The organism is Bradyrhizobium sp. Arg237L, assembly GCF_029990105.1.
GTDB lineage: Bacteria > Pseudomonadota > Alphaproteobacteria > Rhizobiales > Xanthobacteraceae > Bradyrhizobium.
In genome coordinates, this window is the sequence record NZ_JAQMIL010000080.1 from 30363 (window position 1) to 47193 (window position 16831).

Annotated in this window: 14 protein-coding genes; 5 read left to right on the forward strand and 9 right to left on the reverse strand. The window is 65.5% G+C overall.

The annotated features are described in order from the left end of the window. Window positions 1-45: 45 nt before the first annotated feature. Window positions 46-1047 carry a VOC family protein gene (locus tag OZ411_RS35375; RefSeq protein WP_282531634.1) on the reverse strand — a complete coding sequence of 334 codons (1002 nt, stop codon included), beginning with the start codon at window positions 1045-1047 and terminating at the stop codon, window positions 46-48. A gap of 325 nt (window positions 1048-1372) precedes the next feature. Here OZ411_RS35375 and OZ411_RS35380 point away from each other — a divergent pair, with 325 nt between their 5' ends. Together OZ411_RS35380 and OZ411_RS35385 are read left to right on the forward strand one after the other, a co-directional pair. After that, window positions 1373-3538, forward strand: a complete 2166-nt coding sequence (locus OZ411_RS35380; protein WP_282531635.1) for an anthranilate synthase component I — start codon at window positions 1373-1375, stop codon at window positions 3536-3538. A gap of 114 nt (window positions 3539-3652) precedes the next feature. Next, entirely contained in the window at window positions 3653-4192 is a 540-nt protein-coding gene (locus OZ411_RS35385; RefSeq protein WP_282531636.1) for an adenine phosphoribosyltransferase, read from the forward strand. A 145-nt stretch (window positions 4193-4337) separates the two neighbouring features. On the opposite strand, the gene OZ411_RS35390 is transcribed toward OZ411_RS35385, so the two are convergent. The 8 genes from OZ411_RS35390 to OZ411_RS35425 form a co-directional block, all read right to left on the reverse strand. After that, a complete protein-coding gene (locus tag OZ411_RS35390; RefSeq protein ID WP_282531637.1) occupies window positions 4338-5006 on the reverse strand; it encodes a hypothetical protein in 669 nt (222 codons plus the stop codon). Window positions 5007-5066: 60 nt separating this feature from the next. Beyond that, window positions 5067-5816: a hypothetical protein gene (locus tag OZ411_RS35395; RefSeq protein ID WP_130583705.1), complete on the reverse strand. Its 750-nt coding sequence runs from the start codon at window positions 5814-5816 to the stop codon at window positions 5067-5069. A 168-nt stretch (window positions 5817-5984) separates the two neighbouring features. After that, on the reverse strand, window positions 5985-7214 hold the full coding sequence (locus tag OZ411_RS35400) for a M48 family metalloprotease (protein WP_282531638.1): 1230 nt from the start codon (window positions 7212-7214) through the stop codon (window positions 5985-5987). Between the two features lie 33 nt (window positions 7215-7247). Continuing rightward, entirely contained in the window at window positions 7248-7808 is a 561-nt protein-coding gene (locus OZ411_RS35405; protein WP_282531639.1) for a LemA family protein, read from the reverse strand. A 165-nt stretch (window positions 7809-7973) separates the two neighbouring features. Then, entirely contained in the window at window positions 7974-8942 is a 969-nt protein-coding gene (locus OZ411_RS35410) for a small ribosomal subunit Rsm22 family protein (protein ID WP_282531640.1), read from the reverse strand. A gap of 154 nt (window positions 8943-9096) precedes the next feature. Continuing rightward, a complete protein-coding gene (smc, locus tag OZ411_RS35415; protein WP_282531641.1) occupies window positions 9097-12558 on the reverse strand; it encodes a chromosome segregation protein SMC in 3462 nt (1153 codons plus the stop codon). Between the two features lie 205 nt (window positions 12559-12763). Next, window positions 12764-13420, reverse strand: coding sequence for a DsbA family protein (locus OZ411_RS35420; RefSeq protein WP_282531642.1), 657 nt, complete (start codon window positions 13418-13420; stop codon window positions 12764-12766). A gap of 118 nt (window positions 13421-13538) precedes the next feature. Further along, window positions 13539-14018, reverse strand: coding sequence for a DciA family protein (locus OZ411_RS35425; RefSeq protein ID WP_282531643.1), 480 nt, complete (start codon window positions 14016-14018; stop codon window positions 13539-13541). 108 nt (window positions 14019-14126) lie between these two features. On the opposite strand from OZ411_RS35425, the gene mutY reads away from it, so the two are divergent. The 3 genes from mutY to OZ411_RS35440 all read left to right on the forward strand — a co-directional run bounded on the left by mutY (window position 14127) and on the right by OZ411_RS35440 (window position 16460). Then, window positions 14127-15227 carry an A/G-specific adenine glycosylase gene (gene mutY / locus OZ411_RS35430; RefSeq protein WP_282531644.1) on the forward strand — a complete coding sequence of 367 codons (1101 nt, stop codon included), beginning with the start codon at window positions 14127-14129 and terminating at the stop codon, window positions 15225-15227. A gap of 118 nt (window positions 15228-15345) precedes the next feature. Continuing rightward, window positions 15346-15765: a PaaI family thioesterase gene (locus OZ411_RS35435; protein WP_282531645.1), complete on the forward strand. Its 420-nt coding sequence runs from the start codon at window positions 15346-15348 to the stop codon at window positions 15763-15765. A 77-nt stretch (window positions 15766-15842) separates the two neighbouring features. Then, window positions 15843-16460, forward strand: coding sequence for a glutathione S-transferase N-terminal domain-containing protein (locus tag OZ411_RS35440; protein WP_282531646.1), 618 nt, complete (start codon window positions 15843-15845; stop codon window positions 16458-16460). Window positions 16461-16831 lie beyond the last annotated feature (371 nt).

A 16831-nucleotide genomic window follows, 5' to 3' on the forward strand; every position in this document is an offset into this window, starting at 1 on the left:
CGCCTCCTCACCATGAGGGATTTGCGCTGACGGCTCGTGGCAGCCTTAGGGTTTTCCGGTCACCCCGTCCCACCATGGACAGGTGCCTGACATCAGCTTGAAATTGCCTTGCATCACCTGCACCGGCGCGCGGCGGCCTTGGGCGGCGGCGTGCATTCGCATCTCGCGAGCGAGTTCGCGGTCCTTGGCCGGCAGCCAGACGCGCTCGTGACCCCACAGGCTCGGGCCGTCCTGCATCTCGTATGGCTGCCACGTCGCCGGATCGATCTCGCGGCCGCCCCAGCCGCATTCGATCATGAAGGATGACGGCGTCCTGGCGTAGAACGAGGTCATGAAGTCATTGGTGTGGCGGCCGAGCGAGGTGCCGATGCGGTCGGGCTGGCTGAGCGCGACATCGTAAGCCTGCCCGACATCGTCGAGCGAGAACATCTCGACCATCAGATGATGCATGCCGCTCTTCCCGGTCTCGATCAGCGCGAGGCTATGATGGCGCGGATTGACGTGGAAGAAATAGGCGCGAAACGGCTGCAGGATGTAGTCCGAAAGCCCGAAGCCGAGCACGTCGACATAGAACGCCATCATCGGATCGATGCGTTCCACCGTCAGCACGGCATGCCCGAGCCCGAGCGGGCCGGTGCGGAAGCCAGAGATCGCGCGGCCCGGCTTGAACGGCGTGGCATCGATCTCCGCGCCGCAAAACGCTTCCAGCCGGTTGCCTTCGGGATCGTGGAAGGAGATCAGCCCGCGCACATGCCTGGCATCGGCGAGCGCTTGCGGCTCCGCGGTCACCGCGACGCCGGCTTGCTCGAGCTGGGCGGCGAGCTCATCCAGTGCCGCCGCATCCGCCACCTCCCAGCCGAAGAAGCGCGATCCTTCCGGAGCGGCGCGATCGATCACGATGCGTTGTTTGCGGTCGTCCATCCGGAAGGTGAGCAGGGAATTGCCGCGCTCGACCGCCTGCAGGCCGACGAGGGTGGTGCCGAATTCCCGCCAGTCATCGAGTTCGGCCGCGCCAAACCCGGCATATCCGAGACCTGATAGCCCCATATGCGCCTCCACCGTTGTCCATTGGGGCGGTTGGTCCGCCACTCCTTGGGATCAAACTTACGCGAATTCGCCGGCCTTCAAACCCCAAAGATGGATTTTTGGGCAGGCCAGCGGCCGTGCCCGTCCCTTGACATCGCCCCCGCCGGGTGGTGATTAGCGCGGTATGAGCACCGTTGCCCGCCCATCCTGTCTTTGGTGGCCCACCTTCTCATAGGTGGCCGGTGCGATTTCATTTAAAATATCGTCGAAGGTCGCCATCGCAGTGCGACGGTCCCTTCGGTTGTCCTGTGTGGCGCTCCCTCGTTAAGTCTCGTAAGAGGAACACATGAACAGGACAGTCTTCTCCCTGCCGGCGAAAAGCGAGTACCGCACCAGTGGCGGGCTTGCGGTCGCCCGTGTGGTCGAACAGTTCACCGGCAATGCCGGCCGGCTCGACGACCTGATCGATCTGCTCGACCGCCGCCGCGGCGTCGTGCTGTCCTCGGGCACGAGCGTGCCCGGGCGCTACGAGAGCTTCGATCTCGGCTTCTCCGATCCGCCGCTGGCGTTGGAGACATCAGGCACGAACTTCTCGCTATCAGCGCTGAACAAGCGCGGCGAAGTGCTGATCGCTTTCCTCGGCGATGTCCTGCGCGAGCCCTGCGTCGTCATCACCGAGAAGAGTGCGGCGCGGCTGGCGGGCCATATCATCCGAGGCGAAGCACCGGTCGAGGAAGACCAGCGCACCCGGCGCGCCAGCGTGATGTCGCTGGTGCGCGATCTCGTGGCGGCCTTGTCGTCCGGCGCCGATCCGCTGCTCGGCCTGTTCGGCGCCTTCGCCTACGACCTCGTGTTCCAGATCGAGGACCTCGTGCAGAAGCGGCAGCGCGAGGCCGACCAGCGCGACATCGTGCTTTATGTGCCCGACCGGCTGCTCGCCTATGACCGCGCCACCGGCCGCGGCGTGGTGCTGACTTACGACTTCGCCTGGAACGGCAAGTCGACTGAAGGCCTGCCGCGCGAGACCGCCGAAAGCCGCTATCTCAAGGCGGGTCGGCAGGGTTTCGCCGATCACGCGCCCGGCGAATACCAGGCGACCGTGGAAGTCGCGCGTGCGGCGTTCGCCCGCGGCGATCTGTTCGAGGCGGTGCCCGGCCAGCTCTTCGCCGAGCCCTGCGAGCGTTCCCCGGCCGAAGTGTTTCAGCGGCTGTGCCGCATCAACCCGTCGCCCTATGGCGCGCTGATGAATCTAGGCGAAGGCGAATTCCTGGTGTCGGCTTCGCCGGAAATGTTCGTCCGCTCCGATGGCCGGCGCGTGGAGACCTGTCCGATCTCGGGCACGATCGCGCGCGGCAGCGATGCGATCGGCGATGCCGAGCAGATCCGCCAGCTCCTGAACTCGGAGAAGGACGAGTTCGAGCTCAACATGTGCACCGATGTCGACCGCAACGACAAGGCGCGCATCTGCGTGCCCGGCACCATCAAGGTGCTGGCGCGGCGCCAGATCGAAACCTACTCAAAACTGTTCCATACCGTCGATCACGTCGAGGGCATGTTGCGTCCGGGCTTCGATGCGCTCGATGCCTTCCTCACCCATGCCTGGGCGGTGACCGTGACGGGCGCGCCGAAATTGTGGGCGATGCAGTTCGTGGAAGACCACGAGCGTTCGCCGCGGCGCTGGTATGCCGGCGCCATCGGCTGCGTGAATTTCGACGGCAGCATCAATACCGGGCTCACCATCCGCACCATCCGCATGAAGGATGGGCTCGCCGAGGTTCGCGTCGGCGCCACCTGTCTCTTCGACTCGGATCCGGCGGCCGAGGACCGCGAGTGCCAGGTGAAGGCCGCAGCCCTGTTCCAGGCGTTGCGCGGCGACCCGCCGAAGCGGCTCTCCACCATTGCCCCCGATGCGACCGGCTCCGGCAAGAAGGTGCTCCTGATCGACCACGACGACAGCTTCGTGCATATGCTGGCGGATTACTTCCGCCAGGTCGGCGCTGCCGTCACCGTGGTCCGGCACATCCACGCCCAGGAGATGCTGAAGCAGAAAAGCTGGGATCTCCTGGTGCTGTCACCCGGTCCGGGGCGGCCGGAGGATTTCGGGATCTCGAAGACCATCGGCACCGCGATCGAGAAGAAGCTGCCGATCTTCGGCGTGTGCCTGGGCGTGCAGGCGATCGGCGAATATTTCGGCGGCCAGCTCGGCCAGCTCGGCCAGCCCGCCCATGGCCGTCCCTCGCGCATCCAGGTGCGCGGCGGCCGGTTAATGCAAAATTTGCCGAATGAGATCGTGATCGGCCGCTACCATTCGCTTTATGTCGAGCGCCAGAGCGTGCCTGATGTATTGTCGGTGACGGCGACCACGGAGGACGGCATCGCGATGGCGATCGAGCACAAGACCTTGCCGGTCGGCGGCGTGCAGTTCCACCCGGAATCGCTGATGTCGCTCGGCGGCGAAGTCGGCCTGCGTATCGTGGAAAACGCATTCCGGCTGGATGCGGAGGCGAATTGAGGGCCGTCATTGCGAGCGAAGCGAAGCAATCCATATCGCCACTTGCGGAGACATGGATTGCTTCGTCGCTTTCGCTCCTCGCAATGACGGTGGAGACACGAAAGCGAGACAGCAATGACATTTGACCTCGACCTGAAGGCCGCCATTCGCACCATTCCGGACTACCCGAAGCCCGGCGTCCTGTTCCGCGACATCACCACGCTGCTCGCGGACGCCCGCGCCTTCCGCCGCGCGGTGGATGAATTGGTGCATCCCTGGGCCGGCTCGAAGATCGACAAGGTTGCCGGCATCGAGGCCCGCGGCTTCATCCTCGGCGGCGCGGTCGCGCACCAGGTCTCCGCTGGTTTCGTGCCGATCCGCAAGAAGGGCAAGCTGCCGCATACCACGGTGCGGATCGCCTATTCGCTGGAATACGGCCTCGACGAGATGGAGATGCATGCCGATGCCGTGCATCCCGGCGAGCGCGTGATCCTGGTCGATGATCTGATCGCCACCGGCGGCACCGCGGAGGGCGCGGTCAAGCTCTTGCGACAGATCGGTGCCAACGTCGTCGCCGCCTGCTTCATCGTCGACCTGCCCGAACTCGGCGGCGCCGCCAAGCTGCGCGCAATGGACGTCCCTGTGCGGACGCTGATGGCCTTCGAGGGACACTAAAAGTCACCTCGCCCCGCTCTTGCGGGGAGAGGTCGGCGCGCAGCGCCGGGTGAGGGGACTAGCCGCATACTCTCGTCCATCGAATTCGTGGAAGCAGCCCCTCACCCCAACCCTCTCCCCGCAAGAGCGGGGCGAGGGAGCACACCTAGGACCGCTGCAGCATCACGCTCAATTCGAGGTCGCGGAAGATCGTATAGTTGCGCCGGATCCACTGATGCAACTCGGTGGACGAGTCCTTCTCGTGCCGGAGATAGCCGGTGAAGGAGAAGTTCAGCCGGTCGATATAGGTCTTCAGGAACACCGGCAGCGCGCTGAGGCGGAGCACCCGGCCTTGGCCCATGGCCGCGGGCAGTTCGCCGCGCACCACGAATTCGTTGTCGATGGTCATCAGCGCCCGCGGCGGAACCTGCCGGCGCAGCATCTCGTAGCTGCGCGCGGAGACGCGGTCGATATCGGCAACGAACAGGATGACCGGCGCGACGTGGCGGCGCAGCGCTTCCTTCATGAAGCCGATTTCGTCGATCATCTTGAAGAATTCGTCGAAGGCGTGGAAGCCGAGGTCGATCACCTTCGCCACGCCGTCATTGACGATCAGCCGGTCCATCAACTGCATCTTGCCGTAGGTGTCGATGACATCTGCCGTCTCGGTGGTTTTGGGCAGGTAGTCGAGCAGCGACGGCTCCTTCAGGTTGATGTCGAAGGAAATCACGTCGCCGTTCTTCAGCAGCAGAAATTCGCTCAGCAGCCGCGCGGCCAGGGTCTTGCCGACCTGGGGGCGGGGCGAGCAAATGATGTAGATGGGCGTAGCTGACATCGCCTGCTATATCAGGCGATTTTCCTGCCTAATCCAGCCCCGCATCCTCCGGGGGGGCGACTATTTTTCGCTGCCGCGCGTCACCGACTTGGCGCCGACCAGGTCGGTCAGCTTGATGCGGTCGAACTCGCTCCAGACGTTGGCGAGCCAGTGCCGGACATAGCCGCGGAGCACGAAAGAATAGTTCGCCGCCTCGTCGTGCGGGCCCTTGTTGGCGACGAATTTGAGGAACGGGACGGAAGCGACCTCGACCTGCTCATAGGCCATCTCGTTCAGCTTCGGGATGGTCAGGTCGGTGGCATCCTTGATGCGATGGAAATAGGAATTGTAGGTCGACTGGTCCCACTGGAAGAACTGCGTGTCGTTGATGAAGTTCTTCACCAGGAAGTATTTCGCGCCGCTCATGAAATTGGCGGTCTCCGCGATCTCGTCCAGCGAGGCGATCGAGGGGCCGAGGATATGGAACACCGCGAAGGTAATCTGGCCGGACCGGGCCGCATCCAGGAAGCCGATGTCGCGGAGCGAGGCGAGCGCGGGCGACAACAGGCCGGCGCGGACGTCGATCACGGTAACCATGGAGCCGGCGTTCAGGGTGTCGAAGATCTTCATCTGGTCCGCGGTCGTCGTCATATCGACGATCTCGGTGATCTCAGGATGGAAGCGCTTCAGCGTTCCCCGCGGCGATTCGGTGTCGAAGGCCCGCGTCCCGACGTTGTTCGCGTTGAAATAGTCCAGAAGCGTCCGCGACACGGTCGTCTTGCCGACCCCGCCCTTGTCCGCGCCCACTACAATCACGACTGGCTTTGCCATGGAAATCCCTTACGACCGCGCCCCCGACCGCGAGGGCGCGATCGGAAAGTCCCCATTCCTGCTTTGGGCGCGAACATGGCAGAAACAAGGGAGAATTCAATTCCTTGAATGCCAAGCAGCGCGTTTAGTAGGGATTTTCTTAATGAGTTGAAGGGCGTGAGGCCACAATCAAAAATGTCGGCCCCAGGGACCCTGAATCGGACCCTGAAGCGGCGGTTGCTGCGACGGGCCGGCCGGCTCGGCTGCGTCGCCCCAAGGGCCGGGCAATGGGCCGCGTGAAGGGCCGCGCGGAGCGGGAGGCGGAAGTTCGCCTTGTGCCGACGGTTCCTGTGCACCTTCTTCGGGACTAGCCGCGGGATCGTCCGGCAGGGCGATCGGTCCAGGATCATGGCCGCCGGCGAACTTCACCAAGGCATCCACCCTCGATTGCACCGACGGATGGGTCGCAAACAGGTCGGCGAAGCCCTCGCGTGGGTTGTCGACGCATAGTTCCATCACCGCCGAAGTCGCGCCCGGCAGTTCGCCGCGATTTTCGATCTTGCGGAGGGCCGAGATCATCGCATCGGGATTCTTGGTCAGCTCGACCGACCCGGCGTCGGCCAGATATTCGCGCGATCGCGACAGCGCCAGCTTGACGACCTGCGACAACAGCCACGCCGCCACGATCAGGACGATGGCGATGATGATCACGATGATCGCGCCGCCACCGGAGCCCTTGCGATCGGACGAAGACGAGGAGGAGGATGACGATGACGACGAAGAGGAGGACGGCCAGCCGCCGGTTGAATTCCAGGACAGGTTGGTGAACATCCGGAAGAACAGTTCGCCGAAGAAGCCGACCGCGCCGGCGATGATGACCGCGATCACCATCAACTGCACGTCGCCGTTGCGGATATGGGTGAGCTCGTGGCCGAGCACGGCCTCGATCTCCTGGTCGTTCAGCGCCCGCAACAGGCCCGTGGTGACCGTGACCGCATATTGGCGCTGGTTCAGTCCGCTCGCGAAGGCGTTCAGCGCGGGGCTGTCCATGATCTTCAGCTTCGGCATCGGGATGCCGCGCGAGATGCAGAGGTTTTCCAGGAGATTATAGAGCCGCGGCTCTTGCTGCCGCGTCACGCTTTCGCCGCCGGTGACGGCGTCGATCATGTTCTGGTGGAAGAAATAGGCGATCACGATCCAGAGCGCCGCGCCGATCGTCGCATAAGGGGAAGCCGAGATCAGGTCGTGCAGCGCCCGCATCAGGTAATCGTCGACCGAGCGGCCGCTGTCGATCATGACTTCAGCGACCAGCGCGCCGGCATAGACCAGCACGTAGATCAGGACGAACAGCCCTCCGAGCAGGAGCATCGAACGGAACCTGTTCGAAGCGATATGGGTGTAGAGACCGTAGGCGGCCATGATGCGCTGCTGCTCGCCGGAGGCGTGAGGCCTTTAGAACTTCACGCTCGGCGCGGTCTCGACTTCGGCGCGGCTGGCGCCGAGGTCGAAGAAGTCCTTGCGGGTGAAGCCGAACATGCCGGCGAACAAAGCGGCCGGCATCTGCTGGATGCCGGTGTTGTATTCCTGGACCACGTTGTTGAAGAAGCGGCGGCTGGCGGCGATCTTGTTCTCGAGATCGGAGAGCTCGCTGGCGAGCTGCTGGAAATTGGCGTTGGCCTTCAGGTCCGGATAGGCTTCCGACAGCGCGATCAACCGGCCGAGGGCGCCGCTTAGCTGGTTCTCGGCGGCGGAGACCTGCGCCGGTCCCTGCGCTGATATCGCGGAGTTGCGTGCCTTGATCACGTCGTCGAGCGTGCCGCGCTCATGGGCGGCGTAGCCCTTCACGGTCTCGACCAGGTTCGGGACCAGATCGTGGCGCTGCTTGAGCTGGACGTCGATGTCGGCAAAGGCCTGGTTGACGCGCTGGCTCAGCGCCACCAGCCGGTTGTAGGCGGCAAACGCAAACAGCACGAGGACGACGATGACGCCGAGAACGATCCAGCCGGTCGACATGGAAAAACTCCTGATGGGATTGCGCGCGAAGCCTAGAGCATGATCCGGAAAAGTGGAAACCGGTTTTCCGAAAAGATCATGCTCAAACAAAGAGATAAACGGCTGCGCGCGTCAGCCCGCCCCCAGCGGCAGGCATGCGTTGGTCGGACCGGGCAGGGAATTAGTTCAAGCGTTCGGCACGGCATCGCCCCATCGCCAGCGCCGGGCGCGAGCATAGTCGGCCTTGGCGCGGCGGGGGATTTTTGCGATCGAAAGGCCATCCGGAGTGCAGAGCTTTGCTGTCACCTCCGCCTTGCCGACCACCGGCTGCGCCAGCACGCGGGAGGGGCGGATTGTGACCGGCGTTCGCGTCAGCGCGACATAGGCGAACCGCTCGTCCTCGAACGGCACCTCCGCGCCCTTCACCTGCATGTGCGCGCGCGAGCGGGAGAGCCGCTGGCTGAAATGGCACCAGTCCGGCGCTTCGAGCGGACATCCTTTATCATGCGGGCAGGGGGCCGCGACATGTGCGCCGGTCGCGATCAGTTGCGCCCGTAGCGCGATGATCCGCGCATAGCCCGCGGGCGTGCCGGGTTCGACGATCACAAGCACCTCGCCCGCCTTCTCCCACATCAGGCGTGCGAGCGCGGCTCGCTCGGCCTCATCGATTTCGCCGATCATGTAGCTCGCGACGACGAGGTCCGCCCGCTCGGCATCGGCGAGCAGCTTCCGGGCCGGTCCAAGCTCATAGTGCGCCTCGCGCAGCCGCGTGCCGGCGAGCTCAAGCGCCAGCGCGCGCAAGCTGGCGTTGGCATCGAGCAAGACGAATCGTTGCAGCGACGAGAAGGCTTGCGCCACCGCCCAGCTCGCCGTGCCCGGTCCGGCGCCGATATCGAGCAGCGAAGTCGGCGCGAAATCCGGCCTGATCTCGACGAGCACATTGAGGCTGGCGGCGACGGCGGCATAGGTCGCCGGCATTCGGGCCAGCGCGTAGGCGAGGGCATCGGTTTCGGATTTGATCGTGCCCGAGCCGCCGCCGTCGCGGTAGGTCCGCGAGATCGCGGCAGCGCGGCTTGCCGCCTCATTGCGCGAGAACCCCTGCAGCCGTGCGTCGAGTGCCGCTTTCAATTCGGCGGGAAGGTCGGGCGAGATCATTTCTGGCGCACCATCCCCCCGTCATTGCGAACCAACGGGTCGCGCGAACGCGCGCCCGATGACAGGCTCCGCGAAGCAATCCATGGCGCCGCTTGCGGAGAGATGGATTGCTTCGTCGCTGTCGCTCCTCGCAATGACGAAGCTGACGCTCCGCTCACGCCACGTGCTGATCCAGGATACCAACCGCGCCTTCGAGGTCGACCGAGACCAGTTGCGACACGCCGCGCTCGGCCATGGTCACGCCGAACAGCCGGTTCATCCGCGCCATGGTGATCGGGTTGTGGGTGATGGTGATGAAGCGCGTTTCGGTCGAAGACGTCATCTCGTCCAACAGGTTGCAGAAGCGCTCCACGTTGTGGTCGTCCAGGGGCGCGTCGACCTCGTCCAGCACGCAGATCGGCGAGGGGTTGGTCAGGAACACCGCGAAGATCAGCGCGAGCGCCGTCAGCGCCTGCTCGCCGCCCGAAAGCAGCGACAGCGTCTGCGGCTTCTTGCCCGGCGGCTTTGCAATGATCTCGAGGCCGGCCTCGAGCGGATCATCGCTTTCGATCAGGTGCAGCGCGGCTTCTCCGCCGCCGAACAGCTCGACGAACAACCGCTTGAAGTGGTTGTTGACGGTCTCGAACGAGGTGAGAAGGCGCTCGCGCGCCTCGCGGTTGAGGCTCTGGATGCCCTGGCGCAGGCGCTTGATCGCCTCCACCAGATCGTCGCGCTCGGTGGTGAGCCCGGTGTGCTGGGTCTCCACCTCGCGCAGCTCTTCCTCGGCGCGCAGATTGACGGCGCCGAGGCGCTCACGATCGCGGCGCATCTTTTCCAGCTCTTCCTCGATCTGGCCGACCGGCGGCAGGTCGGCGCCCGGCTCGATCTCGGCGAGGCCGGCCAACGCCTGTGGCTCGACCTCGAGCATGTCATGAACCTCGCGCTCGATATCGGCGAGCCGACGCCGGGTTCCTTCCATCCGCTCCTCGGCGCGGGCGGTCGCTTCGCGCGCGCTGGAGAGCGCTTCCAGCGAGGCCTTGGCGGTGCGGTCGGTTTCCGCCATCGCGGACTCGGCAGCGGCAAGCGCGTCCGCGGCGCCGCGGCGATCATTCTCGGCGTACTCGATCTCGCTGATCAGCGCGCTGCGCTTCTCCGCAAACGCCTCCGGCGCATTGACGAGCTCCTCGCGCTCTGCCGTCAGCTCGGTGATACGGGCCTCGATCGTTCCGATCTGCGAGGCGCCGCTTGCTTTGCGGTTCTGCCACTCGCTGCGCTCAGCGAGGATCGCCTGCACGCGGCGGTCGGCGAGCTCGGCTTCACGAGCCAGCGCCTGCGCTTCGGCGCGCACCTGGGCGGCCACGCGACGCCGGTTCTCGATCTCGCTGCGGACCGCGCCGAGTTGGGTTTCAGCCTCGACGCTCGGCGGCAATTCGGCGAGCCCCGCATTGGCGTTCTCGTGCGCTGCCTCGGCTTCGGCACGGTCGGCGGCGAGGCGGTTGTGCGCTTCCGTCAGCGCAGATTTGCGCGCGGCGTGGCGGTTGATCTCGCGCTCGGCTGCGGCATGGCGCTCGCGCGCGGCATCGGCCTCGCGACGCGCGGCACGCACCGCCTCGCGCGAGGCGGTCTCGGCGGCGGAGGCGGCGCGCAATTCGGCTTCCGCATTCTCCAGCGCCTGCCGCTTGGCGATCACCTCGGCGCGGGCTTGTTCGAGTTCATGCTCGATGTCGACCAGGCGGGCACCCTCGGCCAGGCGCCGCGCCGCGCCGGTCGGCGCGTGGGCGGCGGTGACAAAACCGTCCCAGCGCCAGACGTCGCCCTCGAGCGACACCAGCCGCTGGCCGGTCTTCAGTTGCGATACCAGCTCCGCGCCGCGCTCCTTTGCCACGACGCCGATCTGGGCGAGGCGGCGCGCCAATTCCGGCGGCGCCTGCACATGGTTGGCGAGGCAATCGACGCCTTCGGGCAGCGCCGGATCTTCGCCGGCGGGGACGTTGGTCCAGCGCATCGGCGCCGAGGGATCGACGGGAGCATCGAGATCGTCGCCGAGGGCGGCGCCGATCGCCTTCTCATAGCCCTTGGCGACTGTGATGCCGTCGATGATCGGCGGCCACAGATTCTTGGTCTCGCCATTGAGGATCTTGGAGATGGTGCGCGCCTCGGTCTCGAGCCGCTGCACGCGCTTTTCTGCTTCGGTCAGCGGACTGCGGGACGCTTCCAGCGTCTGCCGCGCGACCAGGTGACCGGTTTCGCTCGCCTGCACGGTGGCTTCGGCCTCGGCCAGCGTCTGCTGCGCGGTCTCGACCGCGGCCGCGAGCAAATCGATGTCGCCCAGCGAACCGGTGTCCTGCGCGAGCCGCTCCTCCTCGGCCTGGACGCTCGCGATCTCATGGTCGAGTCGGGCGAGCCGGTCGCGATGGGTGCGCACGCCGGCTTCGAGCTGATTGCGCTTGGCGGTGAGGTCGGCGAGCTCTGTGGTCAGCTCGGCAAACCGGCGCTCGGTTTCGGCAAGCATGGCTTCCGCTTCCGCGACGCGCTCGTCGACGCCGGAGCGCTGCTCGACCCGAGACTTGATCTCTTCCTTCAGCTCGGCGTCCTCAGTGTCGAGCCGCTGCAGCGCGACGTCGGCGTCCGCCGTCTGCTGCTGCTCGCGCGCGATGTCGGCGACGAACTGCGCCAGGCGCCGGTCGAGTTCGGAAACGCGTTCCTTGGCACGCTCCTCTTCGCGGTCGAGCAGCTCGCGCGCATTGTTGAGCCGCTGCAGGCCCGCTGCGGCGCGGGCTTCCGCCTCGCGCAGCGCCGGCAGTTCGGCCGCGCGGATTGCCTGGATGCGCGCGGATTCCGCCTGCTCGCGGGTGCGCTCGGCCGCCTCGCGAACGGCGAGATCATGCGTCTGCGCGGCATCGTTGACGTCAGCGTGAGCCTCGATCCAGCGCAGGTGGAACAGCATCGCCTCGGACTTGCGGACCTTCGCGGCGACCTCGCGGTAGCGGATCGCCTGCCGCGCCTGCTTCTTCAGCCCGTCCATCTGGCCGGTGAGCTGGCCGATCACGTCCTCGACGCGGGTGAGGTTGGTCTCGGCTGCCTTCAACCGCAGTTCCGCTTCATGGCGGCGGGCATGCAGGCCGGCGACGCCGGCGGCATCTTCGAGGATGCGGCGGCGCTGTTCCGGCTTGGCCTGGATGATCTCGCCGACCTTGCCTTGGTGCACCAGTGCCGGCGACCGCGCGCCAGTCGCGGCATCGGCGAACAGGAGCTGCACGTCGCGCGCGCGCACGTCACGTCCGTTGATGCGATAGGCGGAACCCGCATCGCGCTCGATGCGGCGGGAGATTTCCAGGAGCTGGCTGTCATTGACCGCGGCCGGCGCCGTGCGATCGGAATTGTCGATCGTCATCACGACTTCGGCGTGGTTGCGCGCCGGGCGATTGCCGGAACCGGCGAAGATCACCGCGTCCATGTCGGCGGCGCGCAGCGACTTGTGCGAGGTTTCGCCCATCGCCCAGCGCAGCGCTTCCACCAGGTTGGACTTGCCGCAGCCGTTCGGCCCGACCACGCCGGTGAGGCCCGGCTCGATCATGAAGTCGGTGGGTTCAACGAACGACTTGAAACCGTGGAGGCGTAGGCGCGTGAGCTTCATGAACACAAATCTCTGTTGGCCGGGCGCGAATCTCCCTGCCGTGACAATACCATGGAAGGCAATGTCGGTATGTAGGTGGTCCGCTCGCTGCGGCCCTCATGGCCGCGACAATGGCGAGGCCGGGGCGTACCGGCAACCGCCGCCTCGGGCTTTTCCCAAGGCTTTTGCTTGGTTTATCGCGCGCTAACGAATAGCTGTGGACGAATCAGCTTTTCAACAATGAATTGATGCGCTTGCTGAATTCGTCGAACGAGGTTTCGCCCTTCAGCATCTCGCCATTGATGAAGAAAGTCGGCGTCGAATTCACCTTCAATACGTCATTGGCGTATTTCTGGTCGGCTGCGATCTTGTCGAGCAGCGCCTGGTCCTTCAGGCAGTCCTCGACCTGCTGCTGGCTGAGGCCCGCCTGCTTGCCGATTCGCGTCAGCGTCTCCGTGGTGTTCTTCATCACCCAGTCGTTCTGCTGGCGGAACAACAGGTCGATCACCGCGAAATATTTCGGCGCATCGTCCTTGGCAATGCAGCGCGCCAGCATCGAGCCGGCGGCGGCCTTGATGTCGAGCGGGAATTCGCGGAACACGTAGCGGATCTTGCCGGTGTCGATGTATTCCGACTTGATCTTCGGGAACACCGTTTCGTTGAAGTTCGCGCAGTGCGGGCATGTCATCGAGGCGTATTCGGTGATGGTCACCGGGGCATTCTGCGGGCCGAGCGCCATGTCCGGCAGCGATTGCGGCTTGGCGACATCGGCGGCGGTCTGCGCCATCGCCTCCGAAATCAGGCGCAGTGGCGAGAGACCGATCAGGGCGGCAAGACCAGTCAGTGACAGAGCGGCGGTAAAGGCGCGGCGCGTGATGATCAAGGTCGGCTCCCGAATTGGCGCGTTCACGCCCAAAGAGGTCTAAAAAAGCGAGCTTTCGCTAGCTTGAAATGGTGATTGTGGCAATGCTGCGCTCCAAGGCCGGCCACGCAAAAAAGTCTCAATTTCGCTTGATCGAGGCCCCCAATCGCGCGAGCGCGGCGCGTAGCGCCTCGTCCTCCACGGCGGACAGGGTCTTTTCGACCGCCGCCACCGCCTTGGCGTCCGGCGGCCGCGGCCGCACCACGCGCTCCCGCCGCGACAGGGGGGCCTGCCGCAGCGCCAGCCGGCCGACCGCGTGCCAGCCGAAGAAGCGGTTGACCCGCTCCAGGATGCGGTCGGAGGAATGCTGGATCTCCAGCGCCATCGGCCCCTCGACCCGGAGCACCAGCGTTGCCGGCTCCTGCGGCTGCCCCTCCACCGGCCGCGGCCATTGCATCTTCATCGGCTCCGAATACCGCGCGATCTCGACCCCCGCGATCTCCGCCCACCGCGTTACCAGTTCGCGCGCGGCGAACCCCTGCTTGGCGTAGGCGTCCGAGAAGACGTCGTTGAGCAGGATGGAGAGCGGCTTTGCGCTGATCGGGCCGGGCTTTGACATAGTTTGTCATATCACCTCGCAACGATCCCAGGAATAAAGACGTGGATGCCCCGGCACAGGCACGGGCATGACGTGGAGAGATTCGTGCTCCGACATTAAGATAGGCTCATGAGCTCTCGCGCCGCCGCCAGGACCAAGCCACGAGAAGCGCCTGACGCGCTCGCCGCTCGTCCCGCCCTTCTGCTCGCCTGGTATGACCGGCATCGCCGCCGGTTGCCGTGGCGGGCGGGGGCTGGCGAGGCGGCTGATCCGTACCGGGTGTGGCTGTCGGAGATCATGCTGCAGCAGACGACGGTCAAGGCAGTCGGGCCCTACTTCGAGAAATTCGTGTCGCGCTGGCCGGATGTCGCCGCGCTGGCACGCGCCTCGCTGGACGATGTGCTGCGGATGTGGGCCGGGCTCGGCTACTATTCCCGCGCGCGCAACCTGCATGCCTGCGCGGTGGCGGTACTGCGCGATCATGGCGGCATCTTTCCTGATCACGAGGAGGGGCTTCGCACGCTGCCGGGGATCGGGCCGTATACGGCCGCCGCGATCGCTGCGATCGCCTTCGACCGCCGCACCATGCCGGTCGACGGCAATATCGAGCGCGTGGTGTCGCGGCTGTTCGCGGTCGAGGAGGCGTTGCCGCAGGCCAAGCCGCTGATCCAGCAATTGGCGAGCACCTTGCTCGGTCCTTCTCGCGCCGGCGACAGTGCTCAAGCGCTGATGGATCTGGGTGCCTCGATCTGCACGCCGAAGAAGCCGGCCTGCGCGCTGTGTCCGCTCAACGACGACTGTGCGGCACGCGCCCGCGGCGACCAGGAGAGCTTTCCGCGCAAGGCGCCGAAGAAGACCGGCGCGCTGCGCTCGGGCGCCGCCTTTGTCGTGACCCGCGGCGATGAGCTCCTGGTCCGCACCCGCCCCGAGAAGGGTCTGCTCGGCGGCATGACGGAAGTGCCGACCTCCGATTGGCTGGCCGGGCAGGACGATGTGGCCGCGCTCGAGCAGGCGCCGTCACTGAAGAGCGTTGCGCGCTGGCACCGCAAGGCCGGCGTCGTCACCCACGTCTTCACCCATTTTCCGCTCGAGCTTGCAGTCTACACCGCAACCGTTCCACCGCGCACGCGTGCCCCAGAGGGGATGCGCTGGGTGCCGGTCGCCACCCTCGCGGATGAAGCGTTTCCGAACGTGATGCGGAAGGTGGTCGCCCACGGGCTCGGCATCTGAGGCTTAATTTGGACGCGTTTTCTTCACGCGAACCGGGGGCCACTTCGCTCGAAAACGCTATGCTGACAGCACGCTGGCAGCAGGCCTGCGTTAGCCAGGAGCACCAACGGAGGCTACCATGATCGCGACCGCGCTTGACCGTCTTGCCACGCCGCCCTGCTCGAAGCTGCTTGGCTGGCACCTGCTCGATGCGCGCCCGGATGAAGGCTGGATCCGGATGGGCTTCGAGGGCAAGCCGGAGTTCTGCAACCCGGCCGGCTTTATCCAGGGCGGCATGCTGTCGGCGATGCTCGACGACACCATGGGCCCGGCGGTGTTCGTCATGACCGACGGCAAGCTCTACACCGCGACCATCACGATGACGGTGAATTTCCTGGCGCCGGCGAAGCCGGGACCGATCATTGGCGAGGCCAGGGTCACCCAGCTCGGCAAGACCGTCGCCTTCGTCGAGGGCAGGCTGTTGGCGGAAGACGGCGCCGTGCTCGCGACGGCATCGACCAGCGCGCGCCTGGTGGAGACGGCAAAGGCGGTTCGCTGAGCGCGTCAGTCAGAGCGGGGATGGACGGAGTAAGAGCGCGCCGCTAACTTCCCGTCCCTCTGAATGAGGGATGGAACATGCTCAAGCTCTATTACGCCCCCGGCACCTGCGCGCTCGCCTCGCACATCGCGCTCGAAGAGGCCGGCGCGCCCTATACGATCGAACGGCTCGACTTCAAGACCAACCAGCAGAACAGCCCGGAATATCTCAAGGTCAACCCGAAGGGACGGGTGCCGGCGCTGGTCACCGATCATGGCGTCCTCACCGAGACGCCCGCAGTGCTCGCCTTCATCGCGCAGAGTTTTCCGCAGGCGAAACTGGCGCCGCTCGATGACGCCTTTGCCTTCGCGCAAGTGCAGGCGTTCAACAGCTATCTCTGCTCCACGCTGCATGTCGCGCATGCCCACAAGATGCGCGGCTATCGCTGGGCTGCGGAGGAATCCTCCTTTGCCGACATGAAACGCATGATCCCGAAAACGGTCGGCGCCAGTTTCGCGTTGGTCGAACGCGACATGCTGAAAGGCCCGTGGGTGATGGGCGAGGCCTTCACGATCTGCGACATCTATCTCTTCACGATGGCACAGTGGCTGGAGGGCGACGGCGTCGATCTCGCGACGCTGCCGAAAGTAGTCGATCACCGGAGCCGCATGGCCGCGCGGCCCGCCGTGAAGAAGGTGCTGGACGCGGAGGCGTGACCGGTTTGTGGTGCTCTCGCAATCGCCGCACCGCTGTCGTCCCCGCGAAAGCGGGGACCCATAACCACAGGGAGTTGTTGTGGCGCGAGCCAGGGGTTGCGGAGCCGTAGGGTGGGCAAAGGCGCATCAGCGCCGTGCCCACCATTAACACTCCGCTCGTGATGGTGGGCACGCTTCGCTTTGCCCACCCTACGGCATCGCCGCGAGGTCTGATTCAAATTTCAAACAGCGGAGGGGATGTGAGTTCGCGTTCTCGCGGCAGGTCGTGCCCGAGTCTTGCATCTTCACCCTCCTCGAAAACAGAGGGCGCAGGGAAAGCCGGGTGCTGGTTGCACCCATGGGTCCCGTGCAACAAAAAGCACGGGGGTAGG

Excerpts from the sequence above, each read along its gene's own strand:
- OZ411_RS35375 (WP_282531634.1), bottom strand. The coding sequence starts at position 1,047 with ATGGGGCTATCAGGTCTCGGATATGCCGGGTTTGGCGCGGCCGAACTC.
- OZ411_RS35380 (WP_282531635.1), top strand. The coding sequence starts at position 1,373 with ATGAACAGGACAGTCTTCTCCCTGCCGGCGAAAAGCGAGTACCGCACC.
- OZ411_RS35385 (WP_282531636.1), top strand. The coding sequence starts at position 3,653 with ATGACATTTGACCTCGACCTGAAGGCCGCCATTCGCACCATTCCGGAC.
- OZ411_RS35390 (WP_282531637.1), bottom strand. The coding sequence starts at position 5,006 with ATGTCAGCTACGCCCATCTACATCATTTGCTCGCCCCGCCCCCAGGTC.
- OZ411_RS35395 (WP_130583705.1), bottom strand. The coding sequence starts at position 5,816 with ATGGCAAAGCCAGTCGTGATTGTAGTGGGCGCGGACAAGGGCGGGGTC.
- OZ411_RS35400 (WP_282531638.1), bottom strand. The coding sequence starts at position 7,214 with ATGGCCGCCTACGGTCTCTACACCCATATCGCTTCGAACAGGTTCCGT.
- OZ411_RS35405 (WP_282531639.1), bottom strand. The coding sequence starts at position 7,808 with ATGTCGACCGGCTGGATCGTTCTCGGCGTCATCGTCGTCCTCGTGCTG.
- OZ411_RS35410 (WP_282531640.1), bottom strand. The coding sequence starts at position 8,942 with ATGATCTCGCCCGACCTTCCCGCCGAATTGAAAGCGGCACTCGACGCA.
- smc (WP_282531641.1), bottom strand. The coding sequence starts at position 12,558 with ATGAAGCTCACGCGCCTACGCCTCCACGGTTTCAAGTCGTTCGTTGAA.
- OZ411_RS35425 (WP_282531643.1), bottom strand. The coding sequence starts at position 14,018 with ATGTCAAAGCCCGGCCCGATCAGCGCAAAGCCGCTCTCCATCCTGCTC.
- mutY (WP_282531644.1), top strand. The coding sequence starts at position 14,127 with ATGAGCTCTCGCGCCGCCGCCAGGACCAAGCCACGAGAAGCGCCTGAC.
- OZ411_RS35435 (WP_282531645.1), top strand. The coding sequence starts at position 15,346 with ATGATCGCGACCGCGCTTGACCGTCTTGCCACGCCGCCCTGCTCGAAG.
- OZ411_RS35440 (WP_282531646.1), top strand. The coding sequence starts at position 15,843 with ATGCTCAAGCTCTATTACGCCCCCGGCACCTGCGCGCTCGCCTCGCAC.